General features: G+C 60.0%; 15 protein-coding genes. 8 read left to right on the top strand and 7 right to left on the bottom strand.

The window, feature by feature from the left end; all coding sequences use genetic code 11:
• Positions 1-227 precede the first annotated feature (227 nt).
• Positions 228-1,517: a citrate synthase gene (gene gltA / locus CAG25_RS13070; protein ID WP_007959044.1), complete on the top strand. Its 1,290-nt coding sequence runs from the start codon at positions 228-230 to the stop codon at positions 1,515-1,517.
• A 1,024-nt stretch (positions 1,518-2,541) separates the two neighbouring features.
• Here the strand turns inward: gltA and CAG25_RS13065 are convergent.
• The 3 genes from CAG25_RS13065 to CAG25_RS13055 all read right to left on the bottom strand — a co-directional run bounded on the left by CAG25_RS13065 (position 2,542) and on the right by CAG25_RS13055 (position 5,590).
• Entirely contained in the window at positions 2,542-4,200 is a 1,659-nt protein-coding gene (locus CAG25_RS13065) for a cation acetate symporter (RefSeq protein ID WP_074687559.1), read from the bottom strand.
• Positions 4,197-4,508 (bottom strand): DUF485 domain-containing protein, encoded by a 312-nt coding sequence (locus CAG25_RS13060; RefSeq protein ID WP_011333111.1) that lies wholly within the window; start codon positions 4,506-4,508, stop codon positions 4,197-4,199. Before CAG25_RS13060 ends, CAG25_RS13065 begins: the two co-directional genes overlap by 4 nt.
• A 230-nt stretch (positions 4,509-4,738) precedes the next feature.
• Positions 4,739-5,590 (bottom strand): glycine betaine ABC transporter substrate-binding protein, encoded by an 852-nt coding sequence (locus tag CAG25_RS13055; RefSeq protein ID WP_064594471.1) that lies wholly within the window; start codon positions 5,588-5,590, stop codon positions 4,739-4,741.
• A 287-nt stretch (positions 5,591-5,877) separates the two neighbouring features.
• On the opposite strand from CAG25_RS13055, the gene CAG25_RS13045 reads away from it, so the two are divergent.
• The gene (locus CAG25_RS13045) at positions 5,878-7,473 is read left to right on the top strand and encodes a beta (1-6) glucans synthase (protein WP_085611500.1); all 1,596 of its coding nucleotides are present in this window, start codon (positions 5,878-5,880) and stop codon (positions 7,471-7,473) included.
• A 104-nt stretch (positions 7,474-7,577) separates the two neighbouring features.
• Here the strand turns inward: CAG25_RS13045 and CAG25_RS13040 are convergent, their stop codons facing one another.
• Positions 7,578-7,946 (bottom strand): hypothetical protein, encoded by a 369-nt coding sequence (locus CAG25_RS13040; protein WP_085611501.1) that lies wholly within the window; start codon positions 7,944-7,946, stop codon positions 7,578-7,580.
• 223 nt (positions 7,947-8,169) lie between these two features.
• Here CAG25_RS13040 and CAG25_RS13035 point away from each other — a divergent pair, with 223 nt between their 5' ends.
• Both CAG25_RS13035 and CAG25_RS13030 read left to right on the top strand, forming a co-directional pair.
• Positions 8,170-9,468 carry a serine/threonine protein kinase gene (locus CAG25_RS13035; protein ID WP_085611502.1) on the top strand — a complete coding sequence of 433 codons (1,299 nt, stop codon included), beginning with the start codon at positions 8,170-8,172 and terminating at the stop codon, positions 9,466-9,468.
• Positions 9,461-10,249 (top strand): VacJ family lipoprotein, encoded by a 789-nt coding sequence (locus CAG25_RS13030; RefSeq protein WP_007959292.1) that lies wholly within the window; start codon positions 9,461-9,463, stop codon positions 10,247-10,249. The genes CAG25_RS13035 and CAG25_RS13030 overlap by 8 nt, the downstream gene beginning before the upstream one ends.
• Positions 10,250-10,312: 63 nt before the next feature.
• Here CAG25_RS13030 and CAG25_RS13025 read toward each other — a convergent pair whose 3' ends face one another.
• A complete protein-coding gene (locus CAG25_RS13025) occupies positions 10,313-11,227 on the bottom strand; it encodes a DUF808 domain-containing protein (protein WP_085611503.1) in 915 nt (304 codons plus the stop codon).
• Between the two features lie 134 nt (positions 11,228-11,361).
• On the opposite strand from CAG25_RS13025, the gene CAG25_RS13020 reads away from it, so the two are divergent.
• Positions 11,362-11,967: a TetR/AcrR family transcriptional regulator gene (locus CAG25_RS13020; RefSeq protein WP_007959290.1), complete on the top strand. Its 606-nt coding sequence runs from the start codon at positions 11,362-11,364 to the stop codon at positions 11,965-11,967.
• A 112-nt stretch (positions 11,968-12,079) separates the two neighbouring features.
• Here CAG25_RS13020 and CAG25_RS13015 read toward each other — a convergent pair whose 3' ends face one another.
• Positions 12,080-12,538, bottom strand: coding sequence for a transposase (locus tag CAG25_RS13015; RefSeq protein WP_085611657.1), 459 nt, complete (start codon positions 12,536-12,538; stop codon positions 12,080-12,082).
• 198 nt (positions 12,539-12,736) lie between these two features.
• Complete coding sequence (locus tag CAG25_RS13010; protein WP_011333104.1) at positions 12,737-13,177, bottom strand: heme-binding protein; 441 nt, start codon at positions 13,175-13,177, stop codon at positions 12,737-12,739.
• A 268-nt stretch (positions 13,178-13,445) separates the two neighbouring features.
• Here CAG25_RS13010 and gcl point away from each other — a divergent pair, with 268 nt between their 5' ends.
• From gcl to CAG25_RS12995, 3 genes are all read left to right on the top strand, one after another.
• On the top strand, positions 13,446-15,221 hold the full coding sequence (gene gcl / locus CAG25_RS13005; protein WP_064594456.1) for a glyoxylate carboligase: 1,776 nt from the start codon (positions 13,446-13,448) through the stop codon (positions 15,219-15,221).
• A 140-nt stretch (positions 15,222-15,361) separates the two neighbouring features.
• Complete coding sequence (gene hyi / locus CAG25_RS13000) at positions 15,362-16,144, top strand: hydroxypyruvate isomerase (protein ID WP_007959286.1); 783 nt, start codon at positions 15,362-15,364, stop codon at positions 16,142-16,144.
• 43 nt (positions 16,145-16,187) lie between these two features.
• Positions 16,188-17,081, top strand: a complete 894-nt coding sequence (locus CAG25_RS12995; RefSeq protein ID WP_085611504.1) for a 2-hydroxy-3-oxopropionate reductase — start codon at positions 16,188-16,190, stop codon at positions 17,079-17,081.
• The last annotated feature ends 76 nt before the right edge of the window (positions 17,082-17,157 follow it).

Here is a 17,157-nt window from a genome sequence, read left to right as displayed (position 1 = left end):
TATAGACAGTTAGGCTACTAATGACAACGCAATCGCCTACCCCCAATAGCGGATTGCACAAGTCGTATAAAAGGCGTAAATGGCAGGCAATTTCGAGGAAAAAGTACGGTTAAAGCCTTCTGGAGCAAGACTTTAGGCAAATTGACATTCGAATTTATCTCACTATAGTGGTGCGGGCCCTGCGTGGGGGGTCTGTCTGATGATTTCAAGCATAAATAGGAGGCCACATGGCTGACAAAAAAGCGCAGTTGATCATCGAGGGCGCAGCCCCCGTCGAGCTGCCCATTTTAACCGGCACCGTTGGTCCCGATGTTATCGATGTTCGGGGCCTGACGGCCACGGGCCGCTTCACTTTCGACCCCGGTTTCATGTCGACCGCTTCCTGCGAATCGAAGATCACCTATATCGACGGCGACAACGGCATCCTGCTGCACCGCGGCTACCCGATCGAACAGCTGGCTGAAAAGTCGGACTACCTGGAAACCTGCTACCTGCTGCTGAACGGCGAACTGCCGACCGCAGAACAGAAGGCCCAGTTCGTCGGCACCGTGAAGAACCACACCATGGTTCACGAGCAGCTGAAAACCTTCTTCAACGGCTTCCGCCGTGACGCCCACCCGATGGCCGTCATGTGCGGTGTAGTCGGCGCCCTCTCGGCCTTCTACCACGACTCCCTCGACATCAATAACCCGCAGCATCGCGAAATCTCCGCGATCCGCCTGGTTGCCAAGATGCCGACCCTGGCCGCGATGGTTTACAAGTACTCCATGGGCCAACCCATGATGTACCCGCGCAACGACCTGTCGTACGCGGAAAACTTCCTGCACATGATGTTCAACACCCCGTGCGAGATCAAACCGATCAGCCCGGTACTCGCCAAGGCCATGGACCGGATCTTCATCCTCCACGCCGACCACGAGCAGAACGCTTCGACCTCCACCGTGCGTCTGGCGGGCTCCTCGGGTGCCAACCCGTTCGCCTGTATCGCCGCCGGCATCGCCGCCCTGTGGGGCCCTGCCCACGGCGGTGCGAACGAAGCCGTGCTGACCATGCTCGATGAAATCGGCGATGTTTCGAACATCGACAAGTTCATCGCCAAGGCCAAGGACAAGAACGATCCGTTCAAGCTGATGGGCTTCGGTCACCGCGTCTACAAGAACCGCGACCCTCGCGCGACTGTCATGAAGCAGACCTGCGACGAAGTGTTGAAGGAACTGGGCATCCAGAACGATCCACAACTCGAACTGGCCATGCGCCTGGAAGAGATCGCCCTGACCGACCCGTACTTCATCGAACGCTCGCTGTACCCGAACGTCGACTTCTACTCGGGGATCATCCTCAAGGCGATCGGCATTCCGACCAGCATGTTCACTGTGATCTTCGCCCTGGCACGTACTGTCGGCTGGATCTCGCACTGGAAGGAAATGCTCTCCAGCCCGTACAAGATTGGCCGTCCGCGCCAGCTTTACACGGGTTACGAGTCGCGGGATATCACCAAGCTGGAAGACCGCAAATAAGAGCTGTCTTGCGATAGCGCCTTAAGTTGTAACGGGAACGGCCTCCATGTGAATGGGGGCCGTTTTTTTGTGGTTTTTTTATTGGGGGCATATCCGTTGCTTCGGGTGCTGCCGCTGGCGGTTTCGCTCTTACAGCGAGTCCCTTTTTCAAACGCCAAAAAGGAACCAAAAGGCTTGGCCCCCGGCGTACGGCACTTCGCCTAGGCTCAGTGTTCCCTCGCTACGGTGTCCATCAGGGGGCATCGCCTACGGTTCGCTTCGCTGCACCTCCTCTCGATGTATGCGGCTTCGCCGCACGGCGCTGCGCGCCTACCCCCTGATGGACACCTACGCTCGGCCTGCCGAAGGGGCAAAAAATCAAGAGCCAGAGCCAGAGCAAAAGCCAGATCAAGAGCCTTCCCTCACCCTAGCCCTCCCGAAACGTCGGACCGCCCGGAGGGAGAGGGAACTGAACGAGGTCTTTGGGAGAGCTACGCCGACGTGAAGTACCGAGTCGAACTCAAGCTTTGAAATACCCACCATTCGGCTCCCTCTCCTAGGGGAGAGGGCTGGGGTGGGTAAACCCACCACAAAACCAAAGCCAAACACGCCACGCCCCTCCCCACTCAAAACGATGAGCGTTAGCTCGAGTACCGCTTTTGATCGCAGGGCCCATCGGCAGGCTGAGTGGAGGGATTGATCCGGGGGTGGGAGCGCAGCGACCGTGCGGCGCAGCCGCATGCATCGAGAGGAGGTGCAGCGAAGCAAACCGTAGGCGATGCCCCCGGATCGATCCCGGAGCGAAGGAACCCGAGCCACAGCGAGGGCCGAACGTCAGGGTAAAGCCTTTTTGGTTACTTTTTTCTGGGCCGGCATTCCGGGCGTTTGGAAAAAGTGACCCGCCGTAAGGGCGGAACCCCAAGAAGCCGTTACCGCAGCAACGGATATACACCCAACCCCCAAGAACATCCGATAACCGCCCACAAAAAAATGCCCCAATCTCTCGATCAGGGCATTTCCATTCAACCTAACCTACACAAAAACCTCAGTGCGAAACCGCCCCACTAGCCCCCAACCCAGTCTGCGAACGCACAAACTGCGGGAAGAACGCCGCACGCTCGTTCTCTGCCGCCACCGACTTATCGGTGATCGAGAAGAACCAGATCCCGATAAACGCAATGATCATCGAGAACAACGCAGGATACTCGTAAGGGAAAATCGCCTTCTCATGATGCAGAATCTGCACCCAGATGGTCGGGCCAAGAATCATCAGACCCACCGCACTCACCAGACCCAGCCAGCCGCCAATCATGGCGCCACGGGTGGTCAGTTTCTTCCAGTACATCGAAAGCAGCAGTACCGGGAAGTTGCAGCTCGCCGCGATGGAGAACGCCAGACCAACCATGAACGCAATGTTCTGGCTTTCGAACAGGATGCCCAGGCCGATGGCCAGAACGCCCAGTGCGATGGTGGTGATCTTCGAAACGCGGATTTCATCCTTCTCGTTGGCCTTGCCCTTCTTGATCACGCTGGCGTACAGGTCGTGAGACACCGCCGAAGCACCGGCCAGGGTCAGGCCGGCCACTACTGCCAGAATGGTCGCGAACGCCACCGCCGAGATGAAGCCGAGGAACACGCTGCCGCCCACGGCGTTGGCCAGGTGCACCGCCGCCATGTTGTTGCCGCCGAGCAGAGCGCCCGCTGCATCTTTAAAGGCCGGGTTGGTGCTGACCAGCAGGATCGCGCCGAAACCGATGATGAAGGTCAGGATGTAGAAGTAGCCAATGAAACCGGTCGCGTACAGCACGCTCTTGCGGGCTTCTTTCGCGTCGCTGACAGTGAAGAAGCGCATCAGGATGTGCGGCAGGCCGGCGGTACCGAACATCAGTGCCAGACCAAGGGAGAACGCCGAGATCGGGTCTTTTACCAAGCCGCCCGGGCTCATGATCGCTTCGCCCTTGGCGTGAACCTTGATGGCTTCGGAGAACAGGGTGTTGAAGTCGAAGTTGACGTGCTTCATCACCATCAGCGCCATGAACGAGGCACCGGACAGCAACAGCACCGCCTTGATGATCTGCACCCAGGTGGTCGCCAGCATGCCGCCGAACAGCACGTACATGCACATCAGGATACCGACCAGGATCACCGCAACGTGGTAGTCGAGACCGAACAGCAGCTGGATCAGCTTGCCGGCACCGACCATTTGCGCGATCAGGTAGAACGCCACCACCACCAGCGAACCGCAGGCAGACAGCGTGCGGATCTGGGTTTGCCCGAGGCGGTAGGACGCCACGTCGGCAAAGGTGTATTTGCCCAGGTTACGCAGACGCTCGGCGATCAGGAACAGAATGATCGGCCAGCCCACCAGGAAGCCGATCGAGTAGATCAGGCCGTCGTAGCCGGAGGTGAACACCAGCGCGGAAATCCCCAGGAAGGACGCCGCCGACATGTAGTCTCCGGCAATCGCCAGACCGTTCTGGAACCCGGTGATCTTGCCGCCCGCCGCATAGTAGTCGGCTGCCGAGTTGTTGCGCTTGGACGCCCAGTAAGTGATGCACAGGGTCGCGCCAACGAACGCCACGAACATGACGATCGCGGAAACGTTGAGCGGTTGTTTGTGGACTTCGCCGGTCAGGGCGTCAGCGGCCCAGACGGCTGGAGCAAACGCTGCGATGCTCAAAAGAGCCAGTAGACGCCGGATCATTGCTGAGCCTCCTTGAGAATCGCGTTGTTCAGGTCGTCGAACTCGCCATTGGCGCGGCGTACATAAATGCCGGTCAGGATGAAGGCCGAGACAATCAGTCCGACACCGATCGGGATGCCCCAGGTGATGGATGATTCGGGGCTGATTTTCGTCCCGAGCACTTGCGGCCCGTACGCGATCAGAAGGATGAAGCCGGAGTAGAGCCCGAGCATGATCGCCGAGAGTATCCAGGCGAACCTTTCTCTTTTCTTGACCAGCTCCTTGAAGCGCGGGCTGTTCTGAATCGAGAGGTAAATGCTGTCGTTCATTGTTTTTATCCTCGCAGCACAGATTTTTATTTTTGGAACGTATCCACTGTATGCGGCTGCGAGCCGGGTTCCAGACGACCTTAGTAGTAGAACGCCATGACGTTTTTGCCAATTTCCAGACCAGCCGAAAACCGCCACCCCTGCCTATTAATAGAGGACAAACAAAAAAGGCCGCCCGACTGTCATGTCGGGCGGCCCTGGGAAGCGCAGATTAGACGCTTCGGCTTAAATCACTTGGTCCAGTCGGCAACACGCTCAGGGTGCTTGGCAACCCAATCCTTGGCCGCTGCGTCAGGTTTTGCACCGTCCTGAATCGCCAGCATGACTTCGCCGATTTCGTCCTTCGAAGCCCACTGGAAGTTTTTCAGGAACTTGGCCACTTCCGGCGCCTTGGTCGCCAGTTCCTTGCTGCCAATGCTGTTCACGGTTTCAGCCGCGCCGTACACGCCTTTCGGGTCGTCGAGGAAACGCAGTTTCCACTTGGCAAACATCCAGTGCGGCACCCAGCCGGTAACGGCGATGGATTCGTTTTTCTTCTCGGCGCGGGTCAGCTCGGCAATCATGCCGGCGCCGGAGCTGGCCTTGAGTTGATAGCCGGTCAGGTCGTAATCCTTGATCGCCTGATCGGTCTTGAGCATCACGCCTGAACCGGCGTCGATGCCGACGATGCGTTTCTTGAAGGAGTCGTCGGTTTTCAGGTCTTCGATGGTCTTGGCCTTGACGTACTCCGGCACGATCAGACCGATTTTCGCGTCCTTGAAGTTCGGGCCGTAATCGACGACCTGATCCTTGTTCTTGGTCCAGTATTCGCCGTGGGTCACGGGCAGCCAGGCCGAGAGCATGGCGTCGAGTTTGCCGGTGGCAACGCCCTGCCACATGATGCCGGTGGCGACGGCCTGCAGTTTCACGTCGTAGCCAAGTTTCTGCTTGATCACTTCGGCCGCCACGTGGGTGGTCGCGACGCTGTCGGACCAGCCGTCAACGTAACCGATGTTCAGGGTCTGTTTCTCAGCGCTGGCGAAAGTGGAGCCCATCGCAAGCACCAGAGCCGCACCTGCGCCTAAAAGTCGTCGCATCTTCATCGTTACTTCCCCGAAATGCTGCGCCCGACGGATGCCGGGCATCGTCAACGTATTGTTATGGTGCACAGCGCCCCCATCACGCCTGACCGCAAACTCGCTAGATCATCAGCGGAGTACTGATGAGTCCGATCATCAACCTGACGCCCGTTAAGACCTGCTCTGCCAGCGACCTCGAAGCAACGAGAAACGACATCAGAAAGCCATTAACTGCGTCCGGATATTTGGCGCCAGACAATCCGCCCGAACTTTGCATGTCAAAATCATGCGGGTCACCAACCTGCTTATAAATGCAGGTAACATGCGTCGCTTTGCAGCCACTCGGCCTGACCATGTCCGCGACTTCCCGTTTCCCCTTTCTTCCCTATCTGTTCGCCTGCCTGCTCGGGCTGCTTGCCCTGTGCGGCTTCTGGTACGGCCTCGGCAAACCGGTGATCCTGCCGGACGTCGCCACCCCGACCCACAAGTTGCAATGCGCCTCCTACACCCCGTTCGATAAAGACCAGTCGCCGTTCGATGTGCCGTTCAAACTGCGTCCGGAGCGCATGGACGCCGACCTCGCCCTGCTTGCCACCCGCTTCGAATGCATCCGCACCTATTCCATGACCGGCCTCGAAGCGCTGCCGGATCTGGCGCGCAAACATGGTTTGAAGTTGATGATCGGCGCGTGGGTCAACAGCAATCCGGTCGACACCGAGAAGGAAGTCGACTTGCTGATCGCCTCGGCCAATGCCAACCCGGACGTGGTCAGCGCGGTGATCGTCGGCAACGAAGCCTTGCTGCGCAAGGAAGTCACCGGCGCGCAACTGGCGAAGCTGATCAACAAGGTCAAGAGCCATATCAAGCAACCAGTCACCTACGCGGATGTCTGGGAGTTCTGGCTCAAGCACCCGGAAGTCGCGCCGGCGGTGGATTTCCTGACCATTCATTTGCTGCCGTACTGGGAAGACGATCCGTCGAACATCGACGCCGCACTGCATCATGTAGCGCAAGTACGTCAGGTGTTCGGCAACAAGTTCGCACCCAAAGACGTGATGATTGGCGAAACCGGCTGGCCGAGCGAAGGCCGCCAGCGGGAGACCGCGCTGCCGAGCCGGGTCAACGAGGCCAAGTTCATTCGTGGTTTTGTCACCCTCGCCGAACAGGAAGGCTGGCGTTACAACCTGATCGAAGCGTTTGATCAGCCGTGGAAGCGCGGCAGCGAAGGCGCGGTCGGTGGTTACTGGGGGCTGTTCGATGCGGACCGCCAGGACAAGGGCGTGTTGGCCGGGCCGGTGTCGAATGTGCCGTACTGGTCGCAGTGGCTGGCGGTCGGCGGAGTGATCTTCCTCGGCACATTGCTGCTGGGCGGTCGGGTTCGTACGACGCGCTCGGCGCTGATCCTGCCGTTGCTCGGCGCCCTCGCCGCCTGCTCGATCGGCGCCTGGGGCGATCTGGCGCGGGTGACCACGCGGTTTGCCAGCGAATGGCTGTGGGTCGGCTTGCTGACGATCCTGAATCTGTTGGTGCTGGCCCACGCCGCACTGACCTTGAGCGCCCGCAATGGCTGGCGTGAACAGGCGTTCAACGCTTTCGAGCGACGGGCCGGCTGGCTGGTGGCGGCAGCCGGTTTCGCCGCTGCCGTGATGATGCTCGAGCTGGTGTTCGATCCGCGTTATCGCAGTTTTCCGAGCGTGGCCTTCATTCTGCCGGCGCTGGTTTACCTGTGCCGCCCGGTGCCCGTGGCCCGTCGGGAGATCGCCCTGCTGACCTTCATCATCGGCGCGGGCATTGCGCCGCAGCTGTTCCGTGAAGGATTGCAGAATCAGCAGGCGTGGGGCTGGGCGCTGGTCAGCGTGTTGATGGTGGCTGCGTTGTGGCGCTGCCTGCGGGTTCGCAAGGGCTGATCTTCAAAGGCTGAACCGGCCTCTTCGCTGGCAAGCCAGCTGCCACAGGTTCTGCATCTACATGGATCAAGCGTGGGAGCTGGCTTGCCAGCGATGGCTGACTGTCAGACGCCGCGAGACTCTCTAACCAGTCGCAACCCGGCAATCACCACCGCAAATACCGCCAGCGTCGTGTTGTACAGCGCCAGCGCCGGCAACCCGAACACCAGCGCCAGCACCGCCAGCCACCACCCTGCCCGGCCCGGCACGACAAAACCGAGCACGGCTGCAGCGACCGCCGCCCAGCCCAGCAGCTGGAAATGAATCATCAGGCCCAGGTTCGAGCGCACCGAGCATTCCCAGCGGCTCGCCTCATCCACGCAGATGCCCACCCACTGCGCGTCCTCCATGAAGCCATAACGCGCGCCATAACTGGCAGCCAGCCACAACGGCGACAGAACGAGCAGCAGAATCACGGGCAAGCGGCGGGACATGGAACACTCCAATCGACGAAATCGGCGGTCAGCTTAATCTGCCGCCGCGCATACGCAAGGACTAACAACTCTTAACTGGTCATTCCTTCCTTGCAAAGTGTATCGTCCGGCTACTATTACTCCGAATTCTGTCAGTTTGGTGCCGTGGCATGGCACTTTGACGCAAACCCGGTGGTCATAGCCTGCGAACTTCATTCGGCACCTTCCTCTAAGGGATCCAGTCATGCTCCGTTCCTTGCGCTTCGCCGCCCTGTTTGGCGGCCTTATTCTGAGTGCGTCCGCGCTGGCGGTGGATATCGACGCCGCCAGCTATGGCTATCCCCTGACCAACCCGTTCGAGGCGACCATCGCCACCACGCCGCCGGACTTGCGCCCGGAACTGCCACTGGACGACGACATCGATCAGGCCGATCGCAGCGTCACCCTGCGCCCCGAGCGGGAATTCATCCTGCCGGACAATTTCTGGCCGGTGAAAAAACTCACCTACCGCATCGCCACTCAGGACAAGGCCGCGCCGCTGATCTTCCTGATCGCCGGCACCGGCGCGCGCTACGACAGCACGCTCAACGAGTACCTGAAGAAGCTTTATTACAAGGCTGGCTACCACGTGGTGCAGTTGTCCTCGCCGACCAGCTTCGACTTCATGAGCGCCGCCTCGCGTTTCGCCACCCCCGGCGTGACCAAGGAAGACGCCGAAGACATGTACCGGGTGATGCAGGCCGTACGGGCGCAGAACCCGAAACTGCCGGTCACCGACTATTACCTCAGCGGCTACAGCCTCGGCGCACTGGACGCGGCATTCGTCGCCCATCTGGATGAAACCCGTCGCAGCTTCAACTTCAAGAAAGTCCTGCTGCTGAATCCGCCGGTCAACCTTTACACCTCGATCACCAACCTCGACAAGCTGGTGCAGACCGAGGTCAAGGGCATCAACAACAGCACCACGTTCTATGAACTGGTACTGAACAAACTGACCCGCTACTTCCAGCAGAAGGGCTACATCGACCTCAACGATGCGCTGCTCTACGACTTCCAGCAGTCCAAGCAGCACCTGAGCAACGAGCAAATGGCGATGCTGATCGGCACCTCGTTCCGCTTCTCGGCAGCCGATATTGCGTTCACTTCGGACCTGATCAACCGTCGCGGCCTGATCACCCCGCCGAAATTCCCGATCACCGAAGGCACCAGCCTCACGCCGTTCCTCAAGCGTGCGCTGCAATGCGACTTCGACTGCTACCTCACCGAACAGGTGATCCCGATGTGGCGCGCCCGCACCGACGGCGGCAGCCTGCTGCAACTAATCGATCAGGTCAGCCTGTATGCGTTGAAGGATTACCTGCACGACAGCCCGAAAATCGCCGTCATGCACAACGCCGACGACGTGATCCTCGGCCCGGGCGACCTCGGTTTCCTGCGCCGGACCTTCGGCGATCGCCTGACCGTTTACCCGCTGGGCGGCCATTGCGGCAACCTTAATTACCGCGTCAACAGCGACGCCATGCTGGAGTTCTTCCGTGGCTAAATATCTCCTGCTGATTGCAGCGCTCCTCAGTGCAGGTATGGCCCAGGCCGACAACAGCAAAGCCAATGCACCGGTGGTCATCGACAGCGACGGTTTCAAGGAGCCGCTGTCCAAACTCAAGTTCAACCCGGGGCTGGATCAGCGCGAGTTCGAGCGCTCGACCCTCAGCGCGCTGAACGTCTATGACCCGCTGGAAGAGTGGAACCGCCGCGTCTACCACTTCAACTACCGCTTCGACCAATGGGTGTTCCTGCCGGTGGTCGATGGCTATCGCTACATCACCCCGAGCTTCGTGCGCACCGGCGTGAGCAACTTCTTCAACAACATTGGCGACGTGCCGAACCTGGTCAACAGCCTGTTGCAGTTCAAGGGCAAGCGCTCGATGGAAACCACCGCGCGCCTGCTGCTCAACACCACCATCGGCATCGCCGGACTCTGGGACCCGGCTACCGCCATGGGCCTGCCGCGCCAGAGCGAAGACTTCGGCCAGACCCTGGGCTTCTACGGCGTACCGGGTGGTGCTTACTTCGTGCTGCCGATTCTCGGCCCGTCGAACCTGCGTGATACTGCAGGCCTTGCCGTGGACTACACCGCCGAGTCCGCGATCAACTTCCTCAACGTCTCGGAAGTCAGCTCCAACCACCCGGAAGTGTGGGTACTGCGTGGCGTCGACAAGCGTTACCAGACCAGCTTCCGCTATGGTCAGCTGAACTCGCCGTTCGAGTACGAAAAGGTGCGCTACGTCTACACCGAGTCGCGCAAGTTGCAGATCGCCGAGTAAAAACGCCAGCCACAAAAAAGGCCATTCGATGCGAGTCGAATGGCCTTTTTGTTTGCCTCAGATTCAACCCTTCAGCGATTTCCAGACTTTGCCGATCACGGACACGCCCGCCAGTACCACCGCACCCGCGATGATCCCCGCTACGCCGTTCAACAGCATCGGCACCACAAACCCGGCGCCACCGGCCGCTGCGCCGACGCTTTCGATCCAGTGATGCACCACCGGCACGCCGTGGGTCAGGATGCCGCCACCGACCAGGAACATCGCCGCCGTGCCGATTACCGACAGGCTTTTCATCATGTACGGCGCAGCGCGCAGGATGCCGTTGCCGATACTTTTGGCCATCTGCCCGGGCTTCTGAGTCAGCCACAGACCGAGGTCATCGAGTTTGACGATACCGGCCACCAATCCGTAAACGCCCACGGTCATGACAATGGCGATGCCCGACATCACGATCACTTGCTGGGTCAGCGAAGCATCGGCCACGGTGCCGAGGGTGATGGCGATGATTTCCGCCGAGAGGATGAAGTCGGTGCGGATCGCGCCCTTGATCTTGTCCTTCTCGTAGGCCACCAGATCGGTGGCCGGATCGGCCACGGCGTCAACCAGTTGCGCATGCTCGGCCTCGTCTTCGGCCTTGCTGTGCAGGAACTTGTGCGCGAGCTTTTCGAAACCCTCGAAACACAGGTAGGCGCCGCCGACCATCAGCAGCGGCGTCACCAGCCACGGCACGAACGCACTGATCGCCAGCGCCGAGGGCACCAGGATCAGTTTGTTGACGAACGAGCCCTTGGCCACCGCCCAGACCACCGGGATTTCCCGCTCCGCGCGTACGCCGGAGACCTGCTGGGCATTGAGCGCCAAGTCGTCGCCGAGCACGCCGGCGGTCTTCTTGGCAGCCATTTTGGTCATCAACGCAACATCGTCCAGAACGGTAGCGATGTCGTCGATCAGCACCAGCAAACTGCTTCCTGCCATGAATCATGTTTCCTTATGTGAATAATGCCGCGCAGCATACCGCGACTGCGGGCCACACGGGGCATTGTTGAGCGCCGCGCGAGGCCGGTGCTACCATGCGCAACCGCCAGAACAGGCAAGGAACCACCGGGTTTATGAGCACAATCCGCGAGCGCAACAAAGAACTGATCCTGCGTGCAGCCAGTGAAGAGTTTGCCGACAAGGGCTTCGCTGCGACCAAAACCAGCGACATCGCCGCCAAGGCAGGACTGCCCAAGCCCAACGTCTATTACTACTTCAAGTCCAAGGAAAACCTCTACCGCGAGGTGCTGGAAAGTATCATCGTGCCGATCCTGCAGGCCTCGACCCCGTTCAATCCGGACGGCGTACCGAGCGAAGTGCTGAGCGGCTACATCCGCTCGAAGATCCGCATCTCCCGCGACCTGCCTTTCGCCTCCAAGGTGTTCGCCAGCGAAATCATGCACGGCGCCCCGCACCTGAGCGCCGACCTGGTCGAGCAGCTCAACGGCCAGGCCAAGCACAACATCGACTGCATCCAGACCTGGATCGACCGCGGCCAGATCGCCCCGATCGACCCCAACCACCTGATGTTCAGCATCTGGGCCGCGACCCAGACCTACGCCGACTTCGACTGGCAGATCTCCGCCGTCACCGGCAAGGACAAGCTCGACGAAGCCGACTATGAAGCCGCAGCACAAACCATCATCCGGTTGGTGCTCAAGGGCTGCGAGCCGGACTGAAGTCCGCACTGACTGCTTCGCTGGCAAGCCTGTTCCCACATTTGATCTATGAGCACCACAAATCAAATGTGGGAGCGGGCTTGCTCGCGAATGTAGCAACTCGGTCTCACGGTCAGACCCAGATCGCATCCCACAGCGGATAGTCACCAAGCTTTTCCACCAGTCCAGCCCGCAACGGGTTGGCCACGACATACCGCGCCACTCTAACCAGACTTTCTTCCTGCCGAAGCGAATGATCATGGAAGCTTGGCTGCCACAGGCTACCCCTCCTGCCAGTCGCTGAATTGACTGATCTAGCACTCAAGGATTTGACCTGGCACATCAACTGCCCCAGCGAACCTTTCTGCAATTGCACCAGCCAGTGGAAGTGATCCGGCATGACGACCCAGGCCAATGAGTCGACAACCCCCTTTTCTTGTGCATGCCTGAACTGATGAACAACTAGTCTTCCCAAGGCGTAATCCTTGAAGACAGGCTCGCGCTTATGAGTATTGGCTGTCAGGAGATAGATGTGGTTTTGTTCGGAAAAGCGTCCGACTCTCAGTCGGTGTGATGCAGACAGTTCCGGCATTCCTTTGCCTTTTCTCATGATTGACTTCATGAAAAGGCTAGCCCGGAACATCGAACATTGAAGGCAGGATTTTTAGCTGGATGTGTCTGGAAAATCGCCTTCGCGAGCAAGCCCGCTCCCACATTCGACCGAGTTCCTTCAGTACAAATGAGGTCACCGTGAGCCTGCTCGCGATGGCGTCAGTTCAAACGCCGCAAATCACGCAGCCACCCCCGCATCCGCCCGCAGGTCCAGGGCCTCTACGGCTTTGATTGCCACCTGCTCATCGATGTCCGAGAGATCGCCGCTGATGCCGATTGCACCCAGCACGTTCCCCGCCTGATCACGTATCAACACACCGCCCGGTGCCGGCACGACGCTGCCCTGCCCCATGCTGTTGAGTGCGGCGATGAACGCCGGGCGTTGTTGCGCGTCCAGCGCCAGCAGGCGTGAGCCCTTGCCCAGGGCGATGGCGCCCCAGGCTTTGCCGATGGCGATGTTCGGGCGCAGCAGGCTGGCGCCGTCTTCGCGCTGCAAGGTGACCAGATGGCCGCCGGTATCCAGTACCGCGATGGTCAGCGGCGCGGCGGAAATGGCCCGCCCTGCATTGATGGCTTCGTTGACCAGCTTGACTGCGACTTTCAAGGTTAAAGCGCTCATGGTGCCGTCCTCATTTTGTTATTGGGAAAGTCGTTGGACTGCGCGCAAGTGCCGCAGCCCGATGCAACAAATAGAACACAATGAATTATTTTTTTGTATACAATAATTCCAGAAAAGCGCTCCATGCGACGAAAAGACACAGCAGAACAGGCTTCCGACGAATGAAACAGGCGCTTGAGAAAATGGATTGACCTGCGCCGTCCGCCGTGAATACACTCTGCGAAAAGCCACTTGTATACAATTACAAAACGTAAAGAGGCACAAAACCATGAGCAAAATGAGAGCAATCGAAGCCGCCGTTCTGGTGATGCGCCGTGAAGGGGTTGATACCGCTTTTGGCATTCCGGGCGCTGCAATCAACCCGCTGTACTCCGCCCTGCAGAAAGTCGGTGGCATCGATCACGTCCTCGCTCGCCACGTTGAAGGCGCCTCGCACATGGCCGAGGGCTACACCCGCACCAAGGCCGGCAACATCGGCGTGTGCATCGGTACTTCCGGCCCGGCCGGTACTGACATGGTCACCGGTCTGTACAGCGCCTCCGCGGACTCGATCCCGATCCTCTGCATTACCGGCCAGGCACCCCGCGCCCGTATGCACAAGGAAGACTTCCAGGCCGTCGACATCACCAGCATCGTCAAGCCGGTGACCAAGTGGGCGACCACCGTTCTGGAGCCGGGCCAGGTGCCTTATGCGTTCCAGAAAGCCTTCTACGAAATGCGTTCCGGCCGTCCGGGCCCGGTGCTGATCGACCTGCCGTTCGACGTGCAGATGGCTGAAATCGAATTCGACATCGACGCCTACCAGCCACTGCCGCTGGCCAAGCCAAGCGCCACCCGCGTGCAGGTCGAAAAAGCCCTGGCAATGCTGGATCAGGCCGAGCGTCCATTGCTGGTGGCCGGGGGCGGCATCATCAACGCCGACGCCAGCGAACTGCTGGTCGAGTTCGCCGAGCTGACCGGCATTCCGGTCATCCCGACCCTGATGGGCTGGGGCACCATCCCGGACGATCACCCGCTGATGGTCGGCATGGTCGGTCTGCAGACTTCGCACCGTTACGGCAACGCCACCCTGCTCAAGTCCGACGTGGTACTGGGCGTCGGCAACCGCTGGGCGAACCGTCACACCGGCTCGGTCGACGTTTACACCGAAGGCCGCAAGTTCATTCACGTCGACATCGAACCGACCCAGATCGGCCGCGTGTTCACCCCGGACCTGGGCATCGTTTCCGACGCTGCCGCCGCGCTGACCGTGTTCATCGAAGTCGCCCGTGAATGGCAAGCCGCCGGCAAGCTGAAAAACCGCTCTGCCTGGCTGCAGGACTGCCAGCAGCGCAAGGCCAGCCTGCACCGCAAGACCCACTTCGACAACGTGCCGGTCAAGCCGCAGCGCGTTTACGAAGAAATGAACCAGGTCTTCGGCAAGGACACCTGCTACGTCAGCACCATTGGTCTGTCGCAGATTGCCGGCGCGCAGTTCCTGCACGTCTACAAGCCGCGTCACTGGATCAACTGCGGTCAGGCCGGCCCGTTGGGCTGGACCATTCCGGCAGCGCTGGGCGTGGTGAAGGCCGATCCGAACCGTAAAGTCGTGGCCCTGTCGGGGGACTATGACTTTCAGTTCATGATCGAAGAACTGGCGGTCGGCGCTCAGTTCAAACTGCCGTACATCCACGTCGTGGTGAACAACTCGTACCTGGGACTGATCCGTCAGGCCCAGCGCGGGTTCGATATGGACTACTGCGTGCAGCTGTCCTTCGATAACCTGAACGCGCCGGAACTCAACGGTTATGGTGTCGACCACGTCGCAGTCGCCGAAGGCCTGGGCTGCAAGGCACTGCGTGTGTTCGAACCGGCTGACATCGCCCCTGCCCTGCGCAAGGCCGAAGAGCTGATCGAAGAGTTCAAGGTGCCGGTGATCGTCGAGATCATTCTGGAGCGTGTGACCAACATCTCCATGGGGACCGAGATCAACGCCGTCAACGAATTCGAAGACCTGGCGCTGGTCGGCAACGATGCGCCAACGGCGATTTCGCTGCTCGATTAACTGCTGACCGCTCTCCCTGTGGGAGCGGGCTTGCTCGCGAAAGCAATTTCACATCCAACACCGATGTTGGCTGATCTACCGCTTTCGCGAGCAAGCCCGCTCCCACAAGGGGAACCTCACAAGATATACGGGAGACCACCATGCCGCGTTTCGCAGCCAACCTGTCCATGCTGTTCACCGAACAGGATTTCCTTGCCCGTTTCGACGCCGCCGCCAAGGCTGGCTTCAGCGGTGTCGAGTACCTGTTCCCGTACGATTTCAGCTCTGCCGAAATCAAGGCCAAACTCGACGCCAACGGTCTGACCCAAGTGCTGTTCAACCTGCCGGCCGGTGACTGGGCCAAGGGCGAGCGCGGTATCGCGTGCCTGCCGGACCGGGTCGAAGAGTTCCGCGCCGGGGTCGACCTGGCCATCGCTTACGCCCAGGTTCTGGGCAACACCCAGGTCAACTGCCTGGCCGGTATCCGTCCGCAGGGCGTGGACGATGCCACCGTTGAAAAGACCTTCGTCGCCAACCTCAAGTACGCCGCCGACAAGCTGCAAGCCGTCGGCATCAAACTGGTGATGGAAGCGATCAACACCCGCGATATCCCGGGCTTCTACCTGAACAACACGGCGCAGGCCCTGTCGATTCGCGAGCAGGTCGGCAGTGCCAATCTGTTCCTGCAATACGACATCTATCACATGCAAATCATGGAAGGCGATCTGGCCCGCACCCTGCAATCGCACCTGGCCGAGATCAACCATGTGCAGCTGGCCGACAACCCGGGCCGCAACGAGCCGGGCACCGGCGAGATCAACTACCGCTTCCTGTTCGAACACCTCGATCGCATCGGTTATCAGGGCTGGGTCGGCTGCGAGTACAAACCGCTGACTACCACTGAAGCAGGCCTCGGCTGGCTGAAGACCCACAACGCGATCTGACCCCCTATTTGCTTGAGCAAGACAAAAACAAGAGGATTTTCTCATGGCTAAAATCGGATTCATCGGCACCGGCATCATGGGCCACCCAATGGCGGCGAACCTGCAGAAAGCCGGTCACAGCCTGTTCCTGTCGGCGCACCACGACGCCGCCCCTGCCGACCTGGTCGCCGCTGGCGCCGTCGCCCTGGCCAACCCACGCGAAGTGGCTCAGGAAGCTGAATTCATCATCGTCATGGTGCCGGATACCCCGCAGGTCGACGACGTGCTGTTCCGCGCCGACGGCGTCGCGGCCGGTATCGGCAAAGGCAAAGTCGTGATCGACATGAGTTCGATCTCGCCGACCGCCACCAAGGCTTTCGCGGCAAAGATCAACGAGAAAGGCGCGCAATACCTCGACGCCCCGGTGTCCGGTGGTGAAGTCGGTGCCAAGGCCGCGACCCTGAGCATCATGGTCGGTGGCGACGCCGATGCCTTCGAACGCGCACTGCCGCTGTTCCAGGCCATGGGCAAGAACATCACCCTGGTCGGCGGCAATGGCGACGGTCAGACCGCCAAGGTGGCGAACCAGATCATCGTTGCCCTGAACATTCAGGCCGTGGCCGAAGCCCTGCTGTTCGCTTCGAAAAACGGTGCCGATCCGGCCAAGGTGCGTGAAGCGCTGATGGGCGGTTTCGCCTCCTCGAAGATCCTCGAAGTGCACGGCGAGCGCATGATCAAGGGCACCTTCGATCCGGGCTTCCGCATCAGCCTGCACCAGAAGGACCTGAACCTGGCCCTGCAAGGCGCCAAGGAGCTGAACATCAACCTGCCGAACACCGCCAACGCCCAGCAAGTGTTCAGCACCTGCGCGGCCATTGGTGGCAGCAACTGGGACCACTCGGCGCTGATCAAGGGCCTGGAACACATGGCCAACTTCTCGATTCGCGACCAGAAGTAAGCCCTGCCCCACTTTCCATGTAGGGGCGGGCTTGCTCGCGAAGAGGGCGTGTCAGTCGACATGGAGATTGACTGAC

Origin of the sequence: Pseudomonas sp. B16(2017), from assembly GCF_002113205.1 — a bacterium.
GTDB classification, from domain to species: domain Bacteria; phylum Pseudomonadota; class Gammaproteobacteria; order Pseudomonadales; family Pseudomonadaceae; genus Aquipseudomonas; species Aquipseudomonas pharyngis.
Note: the sequence above shows the minus strand (reverse complement) of the source record. Positions and strands in the feature narration are given on the sequence as shown.

What these genes read in the sequence shown, in the direction of transcription:
- gltA (WP_007959044.1), top strand. Translation starts at nt 228, where the DNA reads ATGGCTGACAAAAAAGCGCAGTTGATCATCGAGGGCGCAGCCCCCGTC.
- CAG25_RS13065 (WP_074687559.1), bottom strand. Translation starts at nt 4,200, where the DNA reads ATGATCCGGCGTCTACTGGCTCTTTTGAGCATCGCAGCGTTTGCTCCA.
- CAG25_RS13060 (WP_011333111.1), bottom strand. Translation starts at nt 4,508, where the DNA reads ATGAACGACAGCATTTACCTCTCGATTCAGAACAGCCCGCGCTTCAAG.
- CAG25_RS13055 (WP_064594471.1), bottom strand. Translation starts at nt 5,590, where the DNA reads ATGAAGATGCGACGACTTTTAGGCGCAGGTGCGGCTCTGGTGCTTGCG.
- CAG25_RS13045 (WP_085611500.1), top strand. Translation starts at nt 5,878, where the DNA reads ATGCAGGTAACATGCGTCGCTTTGCAGCCACTCGGCCTGACCATGTCC.
- CAG25_RS13040 (WP_085611501.1), bottom strand. Translation starts at nt 7,946, where the DNA reads ATGTCCCGCCGCTTGCCCGTGATTCTGCTGCTCGTTCTGTCGCCGTTG.
- CAG25_RS13035 (WP_085611502.1), top strand. Translation starts at nt 8,170, where the DNA reads ATGCTCCGTTCCTTGCGCTTCGCCGCCCTGTTTGGCGGCCTTATTCTG.
- CAG25_RS13025 (WP_085611503.1), bottom strand. Translation starts at nt 11,227, where the DNA reads ATGGCAGGAAGCAGTTTGCTGGTGCTGATCGACGACATCGCTACCGTT.
- CAG25_RS13020 (WP_007959290.1), top strand. Translation starts at nt 11,362, where the DNA reads ATGAGCACAATCCGCGAGCGCAACAAAGAACTGATCCTGCGTGCAGCC.
- CAG25_RS13015 (WP_085611657.1), bottom strand. Translation starts at nt 12,538, where the DNA reads ATGCCGGAACTGTCTGCATCACACCGACTGAGAGTCGGACGCTTTTCC.
- CAG25_RS13010 (WP_011333104.1), bottom strand. Translation starts at nt 13,177, where the DNA reads ATGAGCGCTTTAACCTTGAAAGTCGCAGTCAAGCTGGTCAACGAAGCC.
- gcl (WP_064594456.1), top strand. Translation starts at nt 13,446, where the DNA reads ATGAGCAAAATGAGAGCAATCGAAGCCGCCGTTCTGGTGATGCGCCGT.
- hyi (WP_007959286.1), top strand. Translation starts at nt 15,362, where the DNA reads ATGCCGCGTTTCGCAGCCAACCTGTCCATGCTGTTCACCGAACAGGAT.
- CAG25_RS12995 (WP_085611504.1), top strand. Translation starts at nt 16,188, where the DNA reads ATGGCTAAAATCGGATTCATCGGCACCGGCATCATGGGCCACCCAATG.